This is a genomic window from Methanorbis rubei (assembly GCF_032714495.1).
Classification (GTDB): Archaea; Halobacteriota; Methanomicrobia; order Methanomicrobiales; family Methanocorpusculaceae; genus Methanocorpusculum; species Methanocorpusculum rubei.
The window spans coordinates 136,030-155,500 of sequence record NZ_JAWDKB010000004.1; the positions used below are offsets into that span (position 1 = coordinate 136,030).

The window sequence follows — 19,471 nt, forward strand, 5'->3', positions numbered from 1 at the left end:
TCTAACACGTTAGTCACCGCGCTGATAAATACTCACACCGTCCGCGGTAAAGATCTCGACGAGGCCTTCCCCTGGCAGGTTCAGGTTGTACTTCTGTTGTTCAACTTCTCCCACAAACAGATACTTCGCGCCGTACTTGTCCATGAGAGATAGCGTCTGAGACGAGTCTTCATAAATCGCCCGCACCTCACTCATGCGTGTTCCGGCATCTCCGACACCGCTCCTCCATCCCATCTCATGACCGACCCAGCCGACAATAGTCGGAAGTCCTGTCATTGCAGACACGCGGCCGTTGTACTCGTACGAACCGTCAGCCGCTTCCACAATCACATCACCGGGCATGGCGACACCAGTCAGGAAGGAAATTCCTGCAGCGTCTGCGGGGTGAGAGGTCTCAAGCCATGCAGCACCGTCCAGTGTTCCTCCCGGGTACCCGAGATGAATGCCGAAGAATCCGATCATGCTCGCAAGAACGATGAAGACCACGACTGCAACTGCAAGGGCACGTTTTTTGGATATTTCTTCGACGCGGTCCGCCCAACTCCCGATCATCAGAAGTGCTGAGACTCCAAGCATGAACCATGCACAAAATCCGAACTTGAACACCGTATTCATCCGGTAGTAGACATCGCCCATGTAATCCTTCAGATACACAAACTCCATCAGGAACACAATTGCCATGCCAAGAATACCGAACACAATCTCAGGTCTGCTGCTTTTCTTCCCAAGCAGTAGCAGAATGCAGAACAGCGCAACTCCCGCCGCAGCATACCCGACGACTGCGAAAACAATCGGCACGGCAATCAGCCATGGATACTTTTTCAGCACAGAAAATCCGTAGATGATGAAAACTGCGACAAAGAACAGATAGACGCCGAGAAACTCATTGATCGCGGTCGGTGTTGTTACGAGGAAAAATCCCTGCACGCTGGACCCTCCTTCGGAGATCATTGTGTAGAGGAATGGGGCGTACGAGGCAAGAGCAAGGACGGGAGTCAGGGCCAAAGGAACTGCGTCTCTGAGCGTGTGTCCCTCTTTGATCCATACAACTGCGGCTACCGCAATGTAGACTGCCGCGTACACCATCACATCCCACGAGTTCATCGCAGGCATCGTTCCAAGCGACAGGGCAAGCATGACCGCAAGCAGATACTTTCCCGCTTTCGGCAGCATCTTCCACCGCACCAGCATCACTGCCAGAAGACAGAGGAAGAACAGCTGATTGAAACTGCCGAGCACATGTGCGTGCGGGTCGCCCCACAAATAGGAGAACAGTGGATACTCGTTGATCGTATTTTCAATCACTCTGGTTGACGCCCACCAGATGCCAACCGCTCCACCACCTACAAAGATGTGCCAGATGAGGGCTGCGTTCGGGATGACCAGAACGAGCATCGGAATCCACTGATGCCGCTTCAACAGCAGAACACCAACTGCGTACGCAGAGATTGCGGCGAGCGCAAAGACTGTCGGCAGCATCAGATTGAAGATAACGGTTGATGCCCCGCCAGTAAGAACTCCCAGAACTCCGCACATCCAGTGGCCGAGATAGTAGTAGATGGAGAGTTCTCCTCCCGCATACCAGGGATCGAGCGGTGTTACGGAAGGGTCGAGCATGATGCTTCCAAGAAACGCCGCGTCCATAAACTTCTCACCGCTTGGAATAATTCCGGGAGTCAGGAAGCGCGAGATGAGCATCAGCGCAAACGCTCCAAGGAATACTAAGTCCCAGCGGAAATTTTGTTTGATCTCCTGGATGTCGTACATCCTGCGACGAAGTGCATACCCTCCTGCGACCGCAAACGGCAGCAGGGCAAGCTGAATTGGAAGACCGATAACACCGAGATACCAGGAGATAAATGTGAGTATAAGAATTGAAAATGGATAGGAAAGACCGTACGAAAGATCAGCAACTGCCAATTTCAGATACGGGTAGACGGTCATCTGACAGAACTTGATTACTATCAGCCAGAGGACGACCGTTACTATCTGCATCTCAGGGGAGATCATACGCCTCCTTCCTCTTTGATCTTCTTCGCATCCTCGCGGAACAATCTCTTCAGCAGCGAGACCGCCCAGTCACCAAAGTAGTATAGGGAGACAACACCGCCCGTAAGCGTGATCAGATTTTTCACGAGATGATCAACGACTGCGATCAGCGTCGCTGTCGCCGCGGGGACGCCGCCGAGCTCAAACGTTACCACGAGTGCCAGCTCATAGGTTCCGATACCGCCCGGTGTGATGGGAACTGCTTTGACGAGGTTGCCGATAACAATTGCCAGCAACACAAGCATGAACGAGAGTGTCACGCCAAACATCAGCGAGACGAGATAGCAAATGACAATATCCATCATCCAGATTACTGCTGATGAAAACGAAAGTGCCGCAAGAGATTTTGGTGTTGAGGAGACCTGTCTGAGCTGATCAAATATTTCCAGAATTTTTTTGAGAATTTTATTTTCCGCATGCAGTCGTTTGGAAAAGATCAAAAATGCACAGAACGCTGCTCCTGCAGCGAGCACGATAAAAATTGTCCAGACAAACCATTCCGGAACGATGCTGATAAGAAGCGGCAGTGCGAGAAGACCAAGCACGGCGATGATTACCACATCATACACACGCTCTGCGACAATGGAGGTAAAGCCGTTTGTGTAAGGCGTTCCTTTTTCATGCTTGAGAATGAACAGTCTGACAAAGTCTCCGAGACGTGCCGGAAGTATCAGATTCGCCGTTTGGGAGAGATAAATACAGGCTGTGGAAAATGACAGACTGATTGTTGTTCCAAGTCTCTCTATAATATACTGGTACCGCCAGCCCCGAAGATACCATGCGCCAAAACAGATGAGAATCGCAGCTACTAAGTAAACCGGAACAATGTGCTGGATTGCTTCCAGCAGATCGTCCCATACCCGATAAAGCATAAACACAATCAAAGCGGCTGCGATCAGAGTCGGGATGAGAATGGCACTAATTTTTTTCCACATGCAGCCGCCACCACATCTTCAGAATATCACTGCCCATTCCGTACACATCTTTGAACCGAACGGTCGTTCCGGGACCCTGAGTCCAGACGACCGGAAACTCATCCACCCGAAGTCCTGCATGCTGGGCGAGCACCAGCGACTCGGTGTCCCAGAACCAGTGAGAAGCACGAATCTTTGGAACAAGTTCCTTCAAAACATCCGACCGGTAAGCTTTGAATCCGCACTGATGATCATGCAGTTTGCTTCCAAGAAACAGTCTGACCAGCATGTTGTAACTTCTGCTTGCAACCTCGCGGTCCCCGCTGCGGATGATGTTACTCTCCGGCATCAGCCGTGAACCTGTCGCCACATCAGCGCCGTTCTCGATTCGTGTTATGAGTTCAGGCAGATGGTTGATGTCGGTTGCAAGATCCACATCATAGTAGCAGAATATCTCGCCGCGCGACTCTGCGAGCGCACGGTTCAGTGCTTTTCCCCGCCCCTGCCGCTCATCGCTGTGAAGAAGACGAACCCGGGAATCTTTTTTCTCCCACTCTTCCACGCACTCGCGGCTGCCGTCAGTACTTCCGTCTTCTGCAACAATCAGCTCGAATGTTCTTCCAAACTCGGTGAGAACCTCAAGAGATCTCGGGATCGCGACTTTGAGTGCCTCCACATCATTGTAGACCGGCAGTACTACGGTGACTTGTATGGTATTCACAAATTTTTCTCCTCAAGCAGGGCAGCAACGCGGTGTCCTGCACGAACTGATCCTTCCATGCTCCGTTCCGGATAGTTTTCTTCAGAAAACATTCCGGCAAGGAACAGGTTACATCCGGCGTCTGCATTCGGAATTTTGTTCCGGTATCCGGTCGTGTAAACAGGGCCTGCGAATGTATCGATGTACAGGTCGGCGTGATGGATTATCTCTTTGCCGATTCCAAACCTCTCGCAGAAGTCATCGATCATTTTTTCTTTCAGATTTTCGCCGGGCTCGCCCCTGAAGTATGAGGCGAGATAGACCACATGTTCCCCGTACCAGTCGTAGGGAACAAAGTTTGTGTGAACGACGACCGCTCCGTAAGGTGCCGGGTCTCCCATGTTTGTCCAGTAGATTCCTTTCGCCGGATCAGCATCAAGGCCGAGCGTCATGCATGCCGCTCCCTGGTAGGGCAGCTCTGCAAGACTGCATTTTTCTCTCGTTTCTTCGTCCATCAGGGACGCCGTAACCTGCGGCGGCAGAGTCGTGATGACCGCATCAAACTCCTCGCCATCGATGATCCATTTTTCTTTGAACCGAAGATCTTTTGCGGCGGTGTTCAGCCGAAGTTCAACACCGCTCTCGACGAGTTTCTTCTCCATCGCATCAATAAGCGGATGCCATCCGCCTTTCAGATATCCGAGCCGCTCTCCCTGTGCCCCGCGGTCAGACCGAATTGCAATCCTGCTCATCAGCCAGGCTGCCGAGACCTCGTCCTTCATCGACCCGAACTTTCCGACAAGAAGCGGCGCAAAAAATGCATCATAGATGTCCTCCCCAACTTTCTCGTACAGATACTCCTTTGCGGTGATATTGTCAAGAGCCGCCATATCGATCTTTCTTGAGCTGAGGACAAACTTTCCGAGCCGCACCTTCTGGAAGAAACTCAGACACGGATAGCGTAAAATCTCCATCGGTGTTGTAAGTGGATAGAGCGTGCCGTCCATGTAGTAACCGGTCGAGCCTTTCAACCAGATGAGATCCTCTTTGAGTCCCAGTTCTTCCAGCAGAGCAAACAGTTCCGTATCTCCTGAAAAACAGTGATGATATAATGTTTCCAGCGTATATGTACCGTAATTCTTCGATGCAAGGCAGCCACCGGCCATTGCATTTTTCTCAAAGACAATGACCTCTCCGACCTTTGCCAGACGAAGGGCTGCAGCAAGTCCGGTCAGGCCTGCACCGAGAATACCAATCTTCATTACTCTATTAGATATTACCTGCTTCATAAGAAAGTTTTTGACTAAAGTGGCCGTATAACTAATGCAGTCATATATATCCAAGAAATGACATACATACACTCAACAAAAAGGTGTCAGTGTAAATGCGGGTATTTTTTATAGGATTCGGACAGGCAGGAGGCAAACTTGTGGATATGTTCCTTGCACAGGACAGAAAACTCGGTTCCGCAAGTTTCCGCGGTATTGTTATCAATACTGCCCGAACCGATCTGATGGGAATTAAACACATTCCCATGGAAGATCGTCTCCTGATCGGTCAGACAATGGTAAAAGGTCATGGTGTCGGTACCGACAACGTGACCGGTGCAAAAGTAGCAGCAGATGAGATTGACACTATTATTAGCGCAATCGACCGCCGCGGAACACATGACGTCGATGCATTCGTTGTTTGCGCAGGTCTTGGCGGAGGAACAGGTTCCGGAGGATCTCCGGTGCTTTGTCGCCATCTGAAACGTATTTACCGTGAACCGGTCTACGCAGTCGGTGTTATTCCGGCCCCTGAAGAGGGTCGCCTCTACTCCTTGAACGCTGCACGCAGTCTTTCGACTCTGGTCAACGAGGCTGACAACGTCATTGTGTTTGACAACAGCGCATGGAAAAATGACGGCGAAAGCGTCAAGAGTGCGTACGAGCGCCTCAATGAGGAAATTGTCCGCCGCTTTGGCGTCCTGTTCCGTGCAGGAGAGGTCAGCAAGTACGGTGTTGGTGAAATGGTTGTTGACTCCAGTGAAATCATCAACACACTCCGCGGCGGAGGTATCTCCTCTGTGGGTTACGCCATCAGCGAAGCAATCCCAACGATGAAGGGAGGAAAACCGGTCTCAAAGAAGGACAGCGGAGGTCTCCTTTCCGGCATCCTTGGAAAGAAGGAAAAGAGGGTGGAGCCGCATGTGGATATCGCATCAGGGGAAGACAAGTCTGCAAAGATCATTGGTCTCGTCCGCCGTGCAATGCTTGGCCGACTTACACTTCCGTGCGACTACTCGACTGCAGAGCGTGCTCTTGTTCTTGTTGCAGGACCGCCGAGCGAGCTTGACCGTAAGGGTGTTGAAAAATCCAAGAGCTGGGTTGAGGAAAACATCGCGGGTGTTGAGGTCCGCGGTGGTGACTACCCGGTTGACAGCGGTTATGTTGCAGCAGTTGTTCTGCTCGCAACGATCGGTGACGCCCCACGTATCCGTGAACTGATGGAGCTTGCGAAAGAAGCAAAGGAAGAAGTTGTCAAGTCACGTGAGAGATCTCACACGGCAATGTTTGATGACGGAGGCGTTGACCCGCTCTTTGAATGAGGTAGATGATGAAAAAAGTCACATATTTTTTGATTGCTCTTCTGCTTTGTGCTGCGCTCGCAGGCACAGCAAGTGCGTGGAACAGTAATACGGATGCAAACATCAATCCGTCCGGCAGTCTGATGCCGGGAGATTCTGTTTCTGCAACGATGACCATCAAAATTCTGAAAGACAGCAGTGTCTACCGGATCAATATGTACACGGATCTGACTTCCGCTGTATGGACGGGATCTCTTGCCTCTGCTGACGGATCTCCGATTACCGAGTTCCCCGCAGGAAAAAGATACATCGATGGTTATCCGCTGACAAAACTTCCGCAGGATACTGTTCTGACCATCTATCTTGATGGAAAAGTTCCGGACAGCAAAGCAGGCAGTGAAATTACGGTCATGACCGTTGAAGAGGTCAGCAGTTCTGAGAGTGTTATATCAACCTACTCCTCCCCGAAACAGACTGTTTACAATCCTGATGACATCCCAAAACAGATCACTGAGATCAACGATGCTATCACCAAACTTGACGCCGAGATAACTGAGATGTCCAAACAGGGTGCTGATGTATCTGCAGCTCTTGCGAAACTGGATACAGCAAGAACTGCTGTGAAAGCTGCCGATAGCTACAAGAGTGATATCCCTACCGCAACAAAGGAGATCGTTTCGGCAAGTGCTGCTCTTGTAGATGCAGAAAAACTGATGGTAAACTCGGCTCTGACGAAGACCAAGAATAATCTGGATCTCATTGAGCAGAACATTGCAAACCTGAATGCAAAAGGCTGGAACACTGACAGCAGGGTAATTCTTCTGTCAACCTCCAAACAGACCGCACAAAATCAGTACAACACTGCCAAGAATGCATATGATTCATCGACAACTTCCGTGTCTGCTTCAACCAAAACCCAGGCCCTAGATGCCCTGAAGAACTCTGCCAACACTCTGACTGAGTCAAATACACTCTGGGAAGAGGCACAGAAGTCTCCGGTTGCTGCAATTGGTCCGTACTTAGTCTACATTGTAATCGCTGTTGTTGCAATTATTGTGGTTGTTGGTGCGGTTATTGTTCTTCGCCGCAGAGGCGATGACGACTGGGACGAACTTGGATAATCCTTTCGAGGATTTTTCCTGACACCTGTTTTTTTACAATTTTTCAAAAAAAAAGTTAATGGAACAAACTGTCCATATACTCAACTGATCTGCCTTCAGATTCCTTTTTGGTGAACACTGTTATAACATCGTTTGGCTGAAATGTTACATTTCCTGAAGGAATAATCAGTTTGCCTCCGCGTCTGATTGCAATATAGAGCATATCCTTGACGTCTGATGTTTCCCGAACGGTTTTGTTGACGCCTTCAGCTCCGTCTCTGACGGTTATCTCAAAGATGCTTCCTCCCTCAATGGATGCAAGTAATTGCGTCTCCGGATTTTCTGCCCAGACATACAGACTTCGTGCGACAATTTCGTCAGGATTTTCGCTGATGCGGACGCCCACTTCTTTGAACAGCTCGGCATGTTCCTTCTGGTTTACGATTGAGACGAGAGTCCTGACATTGTAGCGTTTTGCAAGCCAGCAGGCCATAAGATTGAGAGCGTCATCGCTTGTTGTTGCAACAAGTGCATGAGCGCGATCAATTCCTGCGTCCTCGAGCACTGCTTTGTCCGTGGCATTTCCGGCAATTGCCAGAAGATCGTACTGGGCAAGAATGTCTGCACACCGCTCCTCATCGCGATCGATCACCACCACACTGTGTCCGTTTTCGGATGCGATGCCTGCAAGACTTCTGCCGATACCTCCGAGCCCGACGACGATGAGATACATGCTGAATCGTATGCCATCATGGGGTATTATACCTATTCCCTGTGATAATACTGATCAGATGAGTGTCTGCGGGGTTGATGAGGCAGGAAAAGGTTCGGTTCTGGGACCCATGGTGACCGCAGGTGTTCTTGTTGTGGATCCGTCAGAGCTTGACGGTCTCGGCATGAAGGATTCCAAACAGCTTTCTCCGGGACGGCGTGAAGAGTTGTATGAGATTATTGTCAAACGATGGAAAACCGCGGCAGTGGTGAAGAGCCCTGCTGACATTGATTCGCGACCCGGAACAATGAACACATTCACTGCGTCCTGTCATGCAGAGGTGATTCAGCGACTTACGCCGGCCAAGGCGTATCTGGATGCATGTGATGTGAATGCGGCGAGATTTGGCACAATCGTGAAGAGTTTCTCAGGGTTATCAAATCTTGAGATCGTTTCCGAGCACAAGGCAGATGATAAATTTCTGATTGTGGGGGCGGCAAGTATTGTTGCAAAGGTCACTCGTGACCGGTTGATAGAAGAGCTTTCGAATGAGTTTGGTAGTGTCGGCAGCGGATATCCGTCAGACCCGGCAACGATTGCTTTTCTTGAAGAGTATGTCCGCAGGACCGGCACGCCGCCCTCGTGTGCCCGCCGGACATGGAAGACTGTTGATGAAGTCATTGCCAGATGTTCTCAGCAGAGTCTTTCGGATTTTTTCTGAACAGCCCACGGAAATATTTCTGATACATCATATCAAACTCCAGAATGAAAATGGAATTGGTATTTGATGTTCATTCCAAACGAATTATTTTCAAATTCCGTGTTGTTCACGTCTGCTCCGTGATGTTTTTTATTTCAGTGTGTTCGGTTTTTCCGTGGGCGGAGCTATAATGAGTGATGAGCGATGTTTGTCAGCAAATGAATTTGGATTCAACGCCATCCCGAACATCAACATCTTATCCTTTCACATCAGACCATTACAGAGAAATGGAGTTTGGTTGGGTAGTCCCGGTACTTATTTGTGTGATCGTCTATGCTCTTGTCTGCTGGACGATCAAAAAACACAACTACCGGCCTGAAATTTTTGCATTCATGGGCCCCTGCCTGATGATTCGCACATCCCGCACAGGCATCTTTGACATCTTCGCGCGGTTTCGCAGAACGTTTCTCGTGTATGGAACGCTCGGCGTTGTGGTGACTGCGATCTGCGGAGTGGTGATGACAGCTCTCATCATTGTCACCGCGTACCTGACGATGCTTCTCCAGCCTGATCCGTCGCCGGTTATTCAACCGCAGAATCTTCTTCTGATTCCCGGCATCAATGATTTTGTTCCGTCCACGTTTGCGGTATGGTTTGCGTTAGTCTTTGCGGTTGTAATCCATGAGTTCGGGCACGGTCTTCTGGCACGTGTGGAAAAAATTCGGGTGAAGTATACTGGCATCCTTGCTCTTGTGATACCCATTGGAGCGTTCGTTGAGCCTGACGAGGAAGAGATCGAAAAGTCTCCGCTTCCAACAAAACTACGGATGTTTGCCGCAGGAGTCACCAACAATATGGTGGTGGGAGCCTTGTGCATTCTCGTTCTTGTCGTACTGGTTGGCATGATCGTTCCAGGAACCCTGCCGTTCGTGCAGGGAATTTACGAAGGATACCCTGCTGACCTTGCAGGAATGCAGCCGGGCACCGTGATTCTTTCGATTGACGGAATGCCGGTTTCCAATACCACCGATGTTGCAAAAATTCTTTCCACAACCGTTCCCGGCCAGACCATTGAGGTGCTGGGCGAGTACAAAGGGGAACAACAGATATATGACATCACTCTCACCTCCATTCCTTCCGAGGCCGCAGGCTCTGTTGCCGGCAATCTCAGCTCAGGATTTATGGGTGTGTTCTATGGTGATCCAAAAGCCGTCACAGACACGCTGCAGGCATGGACGCATCCGACATCTCCGGCTGGGGCAGTTGTTTCGTTCCTGAACTTCCTGGTCCTGCCGTTCTCATCCATTACCGGTAACAATGCCTTCAGCATGCTGGTTACCGACACTCCGGACCCTGCATATCTTTCCGCACCATTCGAAGGATTCTGGGAAGTTGTCCACATCTTCTACTGGTGTGCCTGGGTAAACATTCTGCTTGGCACGTTCAATGCCCTGCCGCTTGGTCCGCTCGATGGAGGTCAGATGCTTCGCGAGGGAGTGAAGAGTTTCCTTACGAAACGCGGCAAAGGAGACTACACGCAAGCCTTCTGCAGCATGATCACGAATCTTCTGATTGTGGTCATTATTATTCCAATCATCATGCCGTACTTTTTCCGTTGAAAAAAAGACAGCGCTTATGAGGATACAAACCTCATAAAAATATATTTCTATGAACGGCCGCTGGCTTCTGTTTCCCTTTCTGGTTTTTCTTGGCGGATGCTGCTACGGTCCGTCATCACCAACGGTGAAACTTGCCTATGCCGCGGGTTTTTCGGTCAACGACGTGGTAATGACCCAGTATTTTTACGGCTGGATGATTCTTCTGGTTCTGGTCGCCGCAGGATTTGCCTTTGGATTTCTTCGTCGTCCGAAGAATGCCGCACCCTGGACTGCGAAACGCGTTCTTCGGCTGATTGCGACGGGGGCATCCATTGCTCTCGTGAGCATGTGTTACTGCTTTTCTTTGCAGACCGTTCCAGCATATGTCTCGGTAATTTTGTTGTTCCAGTTTACCTGGATGGGGGTAATCATCCAGGCTCTGGTTGAACGCCGCCTGCCGTCTCGGCGGACGCTTACTGCCGTTGCCATTCTGATTGTGGGGACAATCCTTGCTACAGGATTTATCGGAACCGATGCCCAGCTGACGGTCTCGGGAGTTGTCTTTGGAATGCTCTCAGCTCTGTTCTATGCAGTCTACATGTTCCTGCTTGGCCGCACCGAGACCGAGATGCATCCTCTGACACGAAGTTTTGTCATCATGTCATGCTCTCTTGCACTTTTGATCTGCATCTTCTCTCCAGCCTATGTACTGAACGGGACGGCGTTTTCCGGCATCTGGATATATGGAATAGTTCTCGGATTCATCGGCTGTGCTCTGCCGATGTTTCTCTTCTCGATTGGAGCACCGAAAATATCTACGGGAGCTGCAACCATCCTGAGTTCGTCTGAGCTTCCGGCCTCAATCATTTGTGCGGTGATTATTCTTGCCGAGGCGGTCTCATGGATGCAGTGGATCGGAGTTGCGCTGATATTTTTCGGAATTGCGTATCCGTACCTCGGCCGCAGAAGCTGGACTCTGTGACTCCTGCCGAAATGTAATAATCCATTTATGTCCAATATATCTGTATCATGAAGCGAATTGCAGTGCTTGCATCCGGACGCGGCTCAAATTTTCAGGCGATACTGGACGCACTCTCCCATGGGGAGATTAACGGAGAGTGCATTGCCCTCTTTACCGATAACAAAGATGCCTACGCAATTGAGCGGGCGAAAGCCGCAGGCGTTCCGGCGCATGTGATTAACTTCAAAGACTACTCCTCTAAAGCGGCGTATGAAACTGATCTTCTCTCGGCGATGAAGTCGGCAAATGCGGATCTGTTTGTGTGTGCAGGATATATGCGAATAATCGGTGCGGAAATTATCCGTGAGTTTGCCGGAAAAATGATCAATATTCATCCGGCCCTTCTTCCTGCATTCTCCGGTCTTCATGGACAGAGGCAGGCTCTTGAGTACGGCGTGAAGATTGCCGGATGCACAGTACACTTCGTGGACGAAGGCCTTGACTCGGGTCCGATCATTTTACAAAAAGCGGTCCCTGTTCTGGATGATGATGATGAAGAGGCTCTTGATGATCGAATTTTAACGCAGGAACATATTGCATTTCCCGAAGCGATCGCACTTTTTTGTGATGACCGGCTTGTGGTGTCGGGTCGTCATGTAAAAATTCTGGAGAAAAAATAATTTTATGGCCCAGCACAACAAAGGGCAGTCGCCCAAAAAAATTGCATCCGAACGGATCGAAATTTTATTTGATCAGGCGTATTTGAATCGCTCAAACCCTGCTCTTGCGAATCGGTATGTTTCGCTTGCCCGCGAGATTGCCATGCGTCAGCGACTGCGGATGCCAAAACAGTTTCGCAGATCTTTTTGTCCGGTCTGCCACGCATACTTTGTGCCCGGAGAAAATTTCCGTGTACGCGTTCAGCATGGAAAAGTTATCTGCACCTGCCTTGTCTGCGGGACGGTTACCAGATATCCTCTCTCCTGAGATAGGTGAGGGATGTTACCTTGTATGCGGTAACAAAAAATTCTCTGAATTATTCTTCAAACGAAAAATAAAGTTGAAAAAATGATTTTTACAAAATTTGTTACCTCTGTTACCGGCAAAACCAATGTTATTCTTACCAAACCATGCAGCTGAATACAACAGTACACAACATCGGTAACAAAAAATGTAACTCGTTAGATACGAACTATTTTTTCAAATTTGTGCGTGAAAACTATCTGAATTTGTTACCGCATACTGCGGTAACATTTCGGCAGTCATCAGGACAACCTCACTCTGCCGGGCTTTGCAGTGACATTTTTGTGCTTTCCCGCGAGACAACAATCAGGTCGCAGGTATATGTTCTGTGTTTTGTGGAAGACTCAAAAATAACACAAATATATATGGTGCACAATCTTAATAACCTCAAAACTGTAATTAATAAGACGATATATTCGATGAATCGCCAACTCCTTCTCTCTCTTGTCATTATTGTTGTCGTGGTGTGTGCGGGTGCCATAGTACTTATTTCGATAGCTTCGGCCCCTTCGCCTGAACCGACACATGTTTCTGTTTCTGATGATATGGTGCAGATGTCTGAGGAGTTCTATCAAAGCATCGACGTGATAACCGACGAAATTGCTGACGCGATGCATGATGTTGCAGAGGAACTGTCCACATGTACGCCTGACGACCCGGAAGCCAAAGAGATTCTGCGCGATCTGTTTGACAAGTATCCGAACTCTGCCGGAATTGCCTGGGTATCTGCTGACAATACCATAATCAGTGTTCCTGTATACAGCATGGATCATGTTCTGACCTCCCGTGGATTTACAGACATTACGGAAAAGTCATTTACCGGACGTGATGTGATCTTAACCGATCCTGTTATGTCAAATGTCTACGGTATGGTCGTATGTTTTATCGTTCCAGTCTATGCAGCTGACGGCAGCTACAACGGATATCTCTGCTTTGCTCATCTGCCGATTACGTTGCTGAACGAGACGCCGGATACGCCGTACTACAAAGACACCAAATATGAGTTATGGATTGCCAATTCTGACGGTACGGTGTTCTGCCATCCTGATCTTTCAACGATTGGATATAATTACTATACGAACGCGTTTTACCGTGGGCCAGGAAAGTCTTTCTCCGGCATACGTGCTATTATTGAAAACAATGAGGGAACCACCAGTTATGAGTTCTATGATCTAAGCAACACTGATGTTGTTGAGAAGGTATCTATCTGGAAAACCCTGTCGTTCGGTGGTCAGGACCTGCGTCTGGTACTACTGAACTATCCCTACAAGGTACCGGAGGTGTCGCTCCCGGACACCGTCAATCTGGCAGAGATAACTGACGTCACTCAGGCTCTCTATCTGTATGCGAAAAAATACGGCAAAGGGGCTACTCTTGCAGCGATGAATGATCCTTCCGGTCCGTTTTCAAACACTGGGACCAAAATTTTTGCGATCTCAACTGATGGTGTTGTTCTTTCCATGCCGTCGAAAGACAAGATTGTGGGATTGAACCGGATCAACTATCAGGATGCGTACGGCATACGTCAGGTAGCTACGATGATCAACCGCGTTAGTCAGGGCGGAGGATACGTGCATTACTATTCTGATCCGCTTTCCTCGAAAAATCAGACAATCTTAGGTCTTGCATATGTGCTTCCGGTTGATGAAACCTGGTTTGTCGGATCCGAGAAATCAGTACTGAACCACACTGTCTCCTTTAATCCCGATATGCGATCGAAACTGGTTCGGGCAGTGCAGCCTCTGCAGGAGTATGTCAATGTTCATGGCAAAGAACAGACACTGGCAGCGCTGAATGATCCTTCCGGGGAACTGATAAATCCTGATATTTCATTCGTTGCGATAAGTTATGATGGGAAACTTCTTGCCGATGCCTCCAAACCTGATATGATCGGGGACGATGTGTTTTCCCTTGTTGGTCCTCACGGGACATCCATTACCCGCGATCTTGTTCTGATCGCAAAACAGGGAGGAGGATTTGAGTATGTGGAGACAAGGGATGCCGATAACTTCATGCTATCTCTCACGTATGTCGAGTCGGTAGATGACGAATGGTTTATTGCAGGTTCGATCGAGTTGAGTTCACATCCGATCGTACTCTCCTAATTTTCATTTATTTTTTTTATCGAGGCAGAGTTGCCGATATTCTCTATTTCCTCCATTCTGATGCATGTTCACAATCTTAATAATCTCAAAACTGCAATTAATAAGACGATATATTCGATGAATCGCCAGCTTCTTCTCTCTCTCTCTCGTCGCTCTTATTGCTGTGGTGTGTGTGGGTGCTATAGTGATGGTTTCGATAGCCTCGACTTCTTCGCCTGAACCGACAAATGTTTCTGTTTCTGATGACATGATACAGATGTCTGAGGAGTTCTATCAAAGCATCGATGCGATAACCGATGATATTGCCACCGCGATGCATGACACTGCAAAGGAGCTGTCCACGCTTACTCCAGGCGACAAGGAAACCGAGATAATTCTGCGCGATCTATTTAACGATTATCTGGACCCTGCCGGAATTGCATGGGTATCTGCTGATAATACCGTAGTCAGTGTTCCCATATACAGCATGGCGAGCGTTCTGAACTCTCCTGAACTTCGAAATATTACGGAAGAGTCGTTTGCTGGACGCGATGTTATCTTAATCGATCCTGTCATGTCAAATGCCTACGGCATGGTCGTGTGCTTTGTCGTTCCGGTCTATGCAGCTGACGGCAGTTACAATGGATATCTCTGTTTTGCCCATTTGCCGATTACGTTACTAAACGAGACACCGGACACGCCATACTACAAAAACACCAAATATGAACTATGGATTTCCAACTCTGAAGGCACGATATTCTGTCATCCTGACATATCAACTATCGGATATAATTACTACACGAACGCGTTTTATCGTGGACCTGGAAAGGCCTTCACCGGCATTCGCCCAATCATTGAAACCGGCGAAGGAACTACCGGATATCAGTATTATGATATAAGCAACTCTGATATTGTTGAAAAGGTGTGTATCTGGAAAACCCTGTCGTTCGGCGGTCAGGACCTGCGTCTGGTACTGGTGGACTCTCCCTATGAAGCAACAGAAGTGTCGTTTCCTGACGCCATCGATCCGACAGTAGTGACTGACATTACTCAGACTCTCTTCCTGTATGCGAAAAAGTACGGTAAAGGGGCTACTCTTGCAGCGATGAATGATCCTTCCGGTCCGTTTTCAAATACAGATATCGAGATTTTTGCCATCTCAACTGATGGTATTATTCTCGCCATGCCGTCGAAAGACAAGATTGTGGGATTGGATCGGATCAATTTCCAGGATGCTTACGGTATACGTCAAATAGCTACAATGATCAACCGTGCCAGTCAAGGCGGAGGATATTTGCATTACTATTTAAATTTGCCTTACTCGGAAAATCAGACGATCTTTGGTCTCGCATATGTGCTTCCGGTGGATGAAACTTGGTTTGTCGGATCTCGGGAATCAGTGCTTGACCCTCCCCATTCCTTTAATCGGGTGGAGGTCCGGTCGAAGTTGATCCGGGCAATTCAGCCTGTACAGGAGTATGTTGCCGTCCATGGAAAAGAAGAAACACTGGCAGCACTGACCGATCCTTCCTCGGGACTACACACTCCTGATGTTCGGCTCGTTGCGATCAGTTATGATGGAAAATATCTTTCCTCCGACTTCTCATACCCGTATTCAATTGGAGATGATCTGTTTTCACTCACTGATCCTCATGGTACATCTGTTATCCGCGATCTTGTTCTGATCGCAAAACAGGGAGGAGGATTTGGGTATGTGGAGGCGCGAGACGCTAATTCGGATGTCAATGATTTTTTGATATCTCTCGCTTACGTTGAACCGGTCGATGACGAATGGTTGATCGCGGGAACGATCGCTTTGGATATGCATTCGATCGTGCCATCCTAATTTTTTTATTCGAAAATATTTTTTTTATCGCGATGTGGTCCTGTATTTTTTATGTGTTTGAAATAGTTTTTTTCCGATCAATCCTCTGTTCTGTTATCTGAAATGATCTGCCTTCATAGTCTTGAAAAAGCAGCAAATGATCTGTCGGAACCGAATGCAGAAAATTATCTTTCGAGGGTAACTCTTATCCCCACATCTCACTAATATATACGGCACGAGGGAATACTACACGTGCCCAATCCATCAGATACCGAATCCTATATTCAAACATTAAAACCCACCATCTGGGTCGGCAAAAACGGCTGTACTGACGATCTCGTCGAAGAGACCCGCCGCCAGCTTGATGCGCGCAAAGTTATCAAGATCAAATGGCTTCAGAGCTGCGATCTGGATGAAGCGGAAATTCTTGAACTTGCTGCGAGAACTTCTGCGGAAGTCTTAGACTCTCGCGGCCGCATGGTGGTGCTCGGAGCAAAAAATCGCGGTAGACTTCCGATCGTAACTCCTGCAAGAGGAAAGAAACCTGCGAAAAAGCAGTCAGCCCGCGACAGAATCAAATCCTTCTATCTTGAGAAAAAATAATTTTTTTCTTTTTTCACGAACATATTTATTGTTCCAACTCTAATTGATACAGACTGTTAATGTCATGTGTTGCAGAGAGGAACTCTCGCAACCAAATCATGCCGAAAGGCATGGGCTTACAGTGAGGAAAAGTCTATGACTACAGTATTTGATATCCCGGCCAACGATCTCATTGCAAAGGTCGCCGACGAACTCAAGAACGAGTCCGCAATCAAGGCACCCGAGTGGTCCGAGTACGTAAAGACGGGAGTACACAAACAGATGCCGCCGGAAAACCCGGACTGGTGGTATATCCGTTCCGCAGCTGTGCTGCGTCGTATCTATGTTGACGGCCCGATTGGTGTTGAACGCATGCGCTCCGTCTACGGTGGTATGCAGGACAATGGTTCCAAACCGTCCCACTTCAGAAAGGGAAGCGGCAGCATTGCACGCAAAGTAATGCAGCAGCTTGAGACTGCAGGTTTCATTGAGAAAGTTACCGGCGGCCGCAACGTTTCCGCAAAAGGTCGCAAGTTCCTTGACAACATCGCCCACTCCTTAAAGGAAGACGCAGTCAAGGTAGCACCCGGCCTTGAGAAGTACTAACGAACATCTGACAAACATAATGGTGACCAGAAATGGGAGACGATGAACTCGCAGATATCCGCCGGCAGCGCATGATGCAGCTCCAGCAGCAGCAGATGGCAGAACAGGAACAAGTACAGCGTCAGCAGGCAATGCAGGCGCAGATTCAGAATGTTCTCATGCAGGCAATGGAACCTGAAGCCCGCGAACGGCTCAACACAATCAGACTCGCCAAACCCGAGTTTGCCGCTTCAATCGAGCAGCAGATCGTCGCTCTCGCCCAGTCAGGCCGCCTGCGTCAGAAAATAACCGATGCACAACTCAAGCAGCTGCTCACGCAGATCGTTCCGCAGAAAAAGGAATTCAATATCCGCAGGGTCGGATGAAAACGGGTGTGCTCTACAGCGGCGGCAAAGACAGCACTCTTGCCGCGGTTCTGCTTGCGCGGGACTATGATGTAGAGCTGATAACATTCGTGTTTGATTCCTCCCATGCTGTTCCATCCATAGAGGCGGCGGCAAAGGCAACAGGATTTCCCTGGAAAAAATGTGTCTTTGCGCCAGGTTTCCTTGACGAAGTTATCAACATGATTGTTGATGACGGGCATCCTGCAAATGCCATCAACGAAATCCACCGACGGTCCCTCTGTGCAATTGCGCAGGAATATGAGGTGGTCGCCGACGGAACCCGTCGTGATGACCGTGTCCCGATGCGGACACAGTCCGAAGTGCAGAGTCTTGAGATGAAGTACGGGGTCAGCTACATGCGGCCTCTGCTTGGCATAGGAAAAAAAGAGATCATCCGATTGTGTGAGAAATCCTTTGACGTCGTCTATGGCGAAACAGGATCAATTCAAAACGGAGATTTCGAAAGTGAGATCAGAGCAGAAATGGCTCGGAGAGAGATTGACTTTGTGCCGCTCTTCCCGAAAAACCATGAACAGTCTCTGATAATTCGAAAAAAGACTGGTGATTAACCATGAGCAAACTTACCAAAAGCCGTAAGATTCGTCTTGCAAAGGCAACCCAGCAGAACCGCCGTGTTCCTGCATGGGTCATGATCAAAACCAAGCGCAACGTTGTGTCGCACCCGTGCAGACGCAACTGGAGACGCAGCACTCTGAAGGTGTAAAAAAATGGTAGAAGCACAAAAGGAACAGGTATATGTAATTCCGCTCCGTGATGTCAAGCGCGTGCCATGCTACAAGCGTGCAAACGCAGCAATCAAAGACATCCGCGGCTACCTTGAGCATCACATGAAAAGTGATGACGTTAAGCTCGACAAGAGCATTAACGAAGCAGTCTGGGCACGCGGATCCCAGAAACCGCCAAGACGCATTCGTGTTCGTGCTATGAAGTTCGAAGACGGACAGGTCCAGGCAGAACTTGCTGAGGAATAAATGGACCGCACCCTGTCACTGAATGGCGACCCGAACATCGGCGTCTTTGCCCGTGTCTTTGAAGACATTGCGTTTGTTCCCGTTGACTCCCCTGAGGAGTTCGGATCAAAAATAGCGGAAGCTCTTGATGTTGAGGTTATTCCAACCTTTATTCAAGGGTCTTCTGTTATCGGTCTTCTTCTCACCGGCAATTCCCGCGGATTTGTTGTTTCCGGTCTCATTCACGATTCAGAACTTGAACTTCTGCAGGAGTACGGCGATGTCTTACTCCTCGGCGAAGAGATGAATGCGGCAGGGAACGTAATTCTTACCAATGATTCATTCGCAGTTGTGCATCCTGACATGTCGTCAGCGATGCGCAAGATGGTCGGTGAGTTCCTGAAAGTTGAGACTGTTCCCATGTCTTTTGGCGGTGTCGGAACGGTTGGTATGGTAGGCGCCTGCACGAATGCAGGTGTGCTGCTGCCGGCCCGAAGCGCACCATCAGAGCTGGAACATCTTGAGAGCAGTCTTCCGACAGCGGACATTTCGGTTGGAACGGGTTCCGTAAATATGGGATCCAATCTGATCGGAACTGGTTTGCTCGTGAACAGCAAGGGTTATCTGGCAGGAAACGCTACCACGGGTTTTGAACTCGGTAGAATTGAAGATGTATTTGGATTTCTGTGAG

At 48.9% G+C, this 19,471-nt stretch carries 21 protein-coding genes; 16 read left to right on the forward strand and 5 right to left on the reverse strand.

All coding sequences use genetic code 11. From position 1 onward, the window contains the following. Positions 1-9 precede the first annotated feature (9 nt). The 4 genes from McpCs1_RS05625 to McpCs1_RS05640 are packed head-to-tail and all read right to left on the reverse strand — an operon-like array spanning position 10 to position 4,925. Positions 10-2,010, reverse strand: a complete 2,001-nt coding sequence (locus McpCs1_RS05625; protein WP_338096280.1) for a DUF2298 domain-containing protein — start codon at positions 2,008-2,010, stop codon at positions 10-12. Beyond that, positions 2,007-2,984 (reverse strand): lysylphosphatidylglycerol synthase transmembrane domain-containing protein, encoded by a 978-nt coding sequence (locus McpCs1_RS05630; protein WP_338096281.1) that lies wholly within the window; start codon positions 2,982-2,984, stop codon positions 2,007-2,009. The genes McpCs1_RS05625 and McpCs1_RS05630 overlap by 4 nt, the downstream gene beginning before the upstream one ends. Then, entirely contained in the window at positions 2,968-3,684 is a 717-nt protein-coding gene (locus McpCs1_RS05635; RefSeq protein WP_338096282.1) for a dolichyl-phosphate beta-glucosyltransferase, read from the reverse strand. The genes McpCs1_RS05630 and McpCs1_RS05635 overlap by 17 nt, the downstream gene beginning before the upstream one ends. Next, positions 3,681-4,925: an NAD(P)/FAD-dependent oxidoreductase gene (locus McpCs1_RS05640; RefSeq protein WP_338096283.1), complete on the reverse strand. Its 1,245-nt coding sequence runs from the start codon at positions 4,923-4,925 to the stop codon at positions 3,681-3,683. Before McpCs1_RS05640 ends, McpCs1_RS05635 begins: the two co-directional genes overlap by 4 nt. A 122-nt stretch (positions 4,926-5,047) precedes the next feature. On the opposite strand from McpCs1_RS05640, the gene McpCs1_RS05645 reads away from it, so the two are divergent. Then, a complete protein-coding gene (locus tag McpCs1_RS05645; RefSeq protein WP_338096284.1) occupies positions 5,048-6,253 on the forward strand; it encodes a tubulin/FtsZ family protein in 1,206 nt (401 codons plus the stop codon). 8 nt (positions 6,254-6,261) lie between these two features. Beyond that, positions 6,262-7,353 (forward strand): hypothetical protein, encoded by a 1,092-nt coding sequence (locus McpCs1_RS05650; protein WP_338096285.1) that lies wholly within the window; start codon positions 6,262-6,264, stop codon positions 7,351-7,353. A gap of 55 nt (positions 7,354-7,408) precedes the next feature. Here McpCs1_RS05650 and McpCs1_RS05655 read toward each other — a convergent pair whose 3' ends face one another. Beyond that, positions 7,409-8,065: a potassium channel family protein gene (locus tag McpCs1_RS05655; RefSeq protein WP_338096286.1), complete on the reverse strand. Its 657-nt coding sequence runs from the start codon at positions 8,063-8,065 to the stop codon at positions 7,409-7,411. On the opposite strand from McpCs1_RS05655, the gene rnhB reads away from it, so the two are divergent. The 14 genes from rnhB (at position 8,064) to McpCs1_RS05725 (ending at position 19,470) form a co-directional block, all read left to right on the forward strand. Continuing rightward, positions 8,064-8,765 (forward strand): ribonuclease HII, encoded by a 702-nt coding sequence (gene rnhB, locus McpCs1_RS05660; RefSeq protein WP_338096287.1) that lies wholly within the window; start codon positions 8,064-8,066, stop codon positions 8,763-8,765. The genes McpCs1_RS05655 and rnhB overlap by 2 nt on opposite strands. A gap of 266 nt (positions 8,766-9,031) precedes the next feature. Further along, entirely contained in the window at positions 9,032-10,363 is a 1,332-nt protein-coding gene (locus McpCs1_RS05665; RefSeq protein WP_338096288.1) for a site-2 protease family protein, read from the forward strand. 49 nt (positions 10,364-10,412) lie between these two features. Then, positions 10,413-11,324 (forward strand): EamA family transporter, encoded by a 912-nt coding sequence (locus McpCs1_RS05670; RefSeq protein WP_338096289.1) that lies wholly within the window; start codon positions 10,413-10,415, stop codon positions 11,322-11,324. Between the two features lie 47 nt (positions 11,325-11,371). Further along, the gene (purN, locus tag McpCs1_RS05675) at positions 11,372-11,983 is read left to right on the forward strand and encodes a phosphoribosylglycinamide formyltransferase (RefSeq protein WP_338096290.1); all 612 of its coding nucleotides are present in this window, start codon (positions 11,372-11,374) and stop codon (positions 11,981-11,983) included. 4 nt (positions 11,984-11,987) lie between these two features. Continuing rightward, a complete protein-coding gene (locus McpCs1_RS05680) occupies positions 11,988-12,290 on the forward strand; it encodes a ribonuclease P protein component 4 (RefSeq protein WP_338096291.1) in 303 nt (100 codons plus the stop codon). 455 nt (positions 12,291-12,745) lie between these two features. Beyond that, the gene (locus tag McpCs1_RS05685) at positions 12,746-14,431 is read left to right on the forward strand and encodes a cache domain-containing protein (protein ID WP_338096292.1); all 1,686 of its coding nucleotides are present in this window, start codon (positions 12,746-12,748) and stop codon (positions 14,429-14,431) included. Positions 14,432-14,618: 187 nt separating this feature from the next. Beyond that, a complete protein-coding gene (locus McpCs1_RS05690) occupies positions 14,619-16,256 on the forward strand; it encodes a cache domain-containing protein (RefSeq protein WP_338096293.1) in 1,638 nt (545 codons plus the stop codon). 231 nt (positions 16,257-16,487) lie between these two features. Continuing rightward, complete coding sequence (locus McpCs1_RS05695; RefSeq protein ID WP_338096294.1) at positions 16,488-16,838, forward strand: YhbY family RNA-binding protein; 351 nt, start codon at positions 16,488-16,490, stop codon at positions 16,836-16,838. Between the two features lie 135 nt (positions 16,839-16,973). Next, positions 16,974-17,423, forward strand: coding sequence for a 30S ribosomal protein S19e (locus McpCs1_RS05700; protein ID WP_338096295.1), 450 nt, complete (start codon positions 16,974-16,976; stop codon positions 17,421-17,423). 32 nt (positions 17,424-17,455) lie between these two features. Then, positions 17,456-17,788: a DNA-binding protein gene (locus tag McpCs1_RS05705; RefSeq protein WP_338094222.1), complete on the forward strand. Its 333-nt coding sequence runs from the start codon at positions 17,456-17,458 to the stop codon at positions 17,786-17,788. Further along, a complete protein-coding gene (locus McpCs1_RS05710) occupies positions 17,785-18,378 on the forward strand; it encodes a DUF7411 family protein (RefSeq protein ID WP_338096296.1) in 594 nt (197 codons plus the stop codon). Before McpCs1_RS05705 ends, McpCs1_RS05710 begins: the two co-directional genes overlap by 4 nt. A 2-nt stretch (positions 18,379-18,380) precedes the next feature. After that, complete coding sequence (locus tag McpCs1_RS05715) at positions 18,381-18,533, forward strand: 50S ribosomal protein L39e (RefSeq protein WP_338094220.1); 153 nt, start codon at positions 18,381-18,383, stop codon at positions 18,531-18,533. A gap of 4 nt (positions 18,534-18,537) precedes the next feature. Beyond that, positions 18,538-18,801, forward strand: a complete 264-nt coding sequence (locus tag McpCs1_RS05720; protein ID WP_338094219.1) for a 50S ribosomal protein L31e — start codon at positions 18,538-18,540, stop codon at positions 18,799-18,801. Beyond that, positions 18,802-19,470, forward strand: a complete 669-nt coding sequence (locus McpCs1_RS05725; RefSeq protein WP_338096297.1) for a translation initiation factor IF-6 — start codon at positions 18,802-18,804, stop codon at positions 19,468-19,470. Position 19,471: the final 1 nt, after the last annotated feature.

Bases quoted from the DNA above. Each gene is read 5' to 3' on its own strand.
- McpCs1_RS05645 (WP_338096284.1), top strand. From the start codon at position 5,048: ATGCGGGTATTTTTTATAGGATTCGGACAGGCAGGAGGCAAACTTGTG.
- McpCs1_RS05680 (WP_338096291.1), top strand. From the start codon at position 11,988: ATGGCCCAGCACAACAAAGGGCAGTCGCCCAAAAAAATTGCATCCGAA.
- McpCs1_RS05655 (WP_338096286.1), bottom strand. From the start codon at position 8,065: ATGTATCTCATCGTCGTCGGGCTCGGAGGTATCGGCAGAAGTCTTGCA.
- McpCs1_RS05720 (WP_338094219.1), top strand. From the start codon at position 18,538: ATGGTAGAAGCACAAAAGGAACAGGTATATGTAATTCCGCTCCGTGAT.
- McpCs1_RS05670 (WP_338096289.1), top strand. From the start codon at position 10,413: ATGAACGGCCGCTGGCTTCTGTTTCCCTTTCTGGTTTTTCTTGGCGGA.
- purN (WP_338096290.1), top strand. From the start codon at position 11,372: ATGAAGCGAATTGCAGTGCTTGCATCCGGACGCGGCTCAAATTTTCAG.
- McpCs1_RS05715 (WP_338094220.1), top strand. From the start codon at position 18,381: ATGAGCAAACTTACCAAAAGCCGTAAGATTCGTCTTGCAAAGGCAACC.
- McpCs1_RS05700 (WP_338096295.1), top strand. From the start codon at position 16,974: ATGACTACAGTATTTGATATCCCGGCCAACGATCTCATTGCAAAGGTC.
- McpCs1_RS05640 (WP_338096283.1), bottom strand. From the start codon at position 4,925: ATGAAGATTGGTATTCTCGGTGCAGGCCTGACCGGACTTGCTGCAGCC.
- McpCs1_RS05685 (WP_338096292.1), top strand. From the start codon at position 12,746: ATGAATCGCCAACTCCTTCTCTCTCTTGTCATTATTGTTGTCGTGGTG.
- McpCs1_RS05650 (WP_338096285.1), top strand. From the start codon at position 6,262: ATGAAAAAAGTCACATATTTTTTGATTGCTCTTCTGCTTTGTGCTGCG.
- McpCs1_RS05705 (WP_338094222.1), top strand. From the start codon at position 17,456: ATGGGAGACGATGAACTCGCAGATATCCGCCGGCAGCGCATGATGCAG.
- McpCs1_RS05690 (WP_338096293.1), top strand. From the start codon at position 14,619: ATGGTTTCGATAGCCTCGACTTCTTCGCCTGAACCGACAAATGTTTCT.
- McpCs1_RS05710 (WP_338096296.1), top strand. From the start codon at position 17,785: ATGAAAACGGGTGTGCTCTACAGCGGCGGCAAAGACAGCACTCTTGCC.
- McpCs1_RS05725 (WP_338096297.1), top strand. From the start codon at position 18,802: ATGGACCGCACCCTGTCACTGAATGGCGACCCGAACATCGGCGTCTTT.
- McpCs1_RS05630 (WP_338096281.1), bottom strand. From the start codon at position 2,984: ATGTGGAAAAAAATTAGTGCCATTCTCATCCCGACTCTGATCGCAGCC.
- McpCs1_RS05625 (WP_338096280.1), bottom strand. From the start codon at position 2,010: ATGATCTCCCCTGAGATGCAGATAGTAACGGTCGTCCTCTGGCTGATA.
- rnhB (WP_338096287.1), top strand. From the start codon at position 8,064: ATGCTGAATCGTATGCCATCATGGGGTATTATACCTATTCCCTGTGAT.
- McpCs1_RS05665 (WP_338096288.1), top strand. From the start codon at position 9,032: ATGGAGTTTGGTTGGGTAGTCCCGGTACTTATTTGTGTGATCGTCTAT.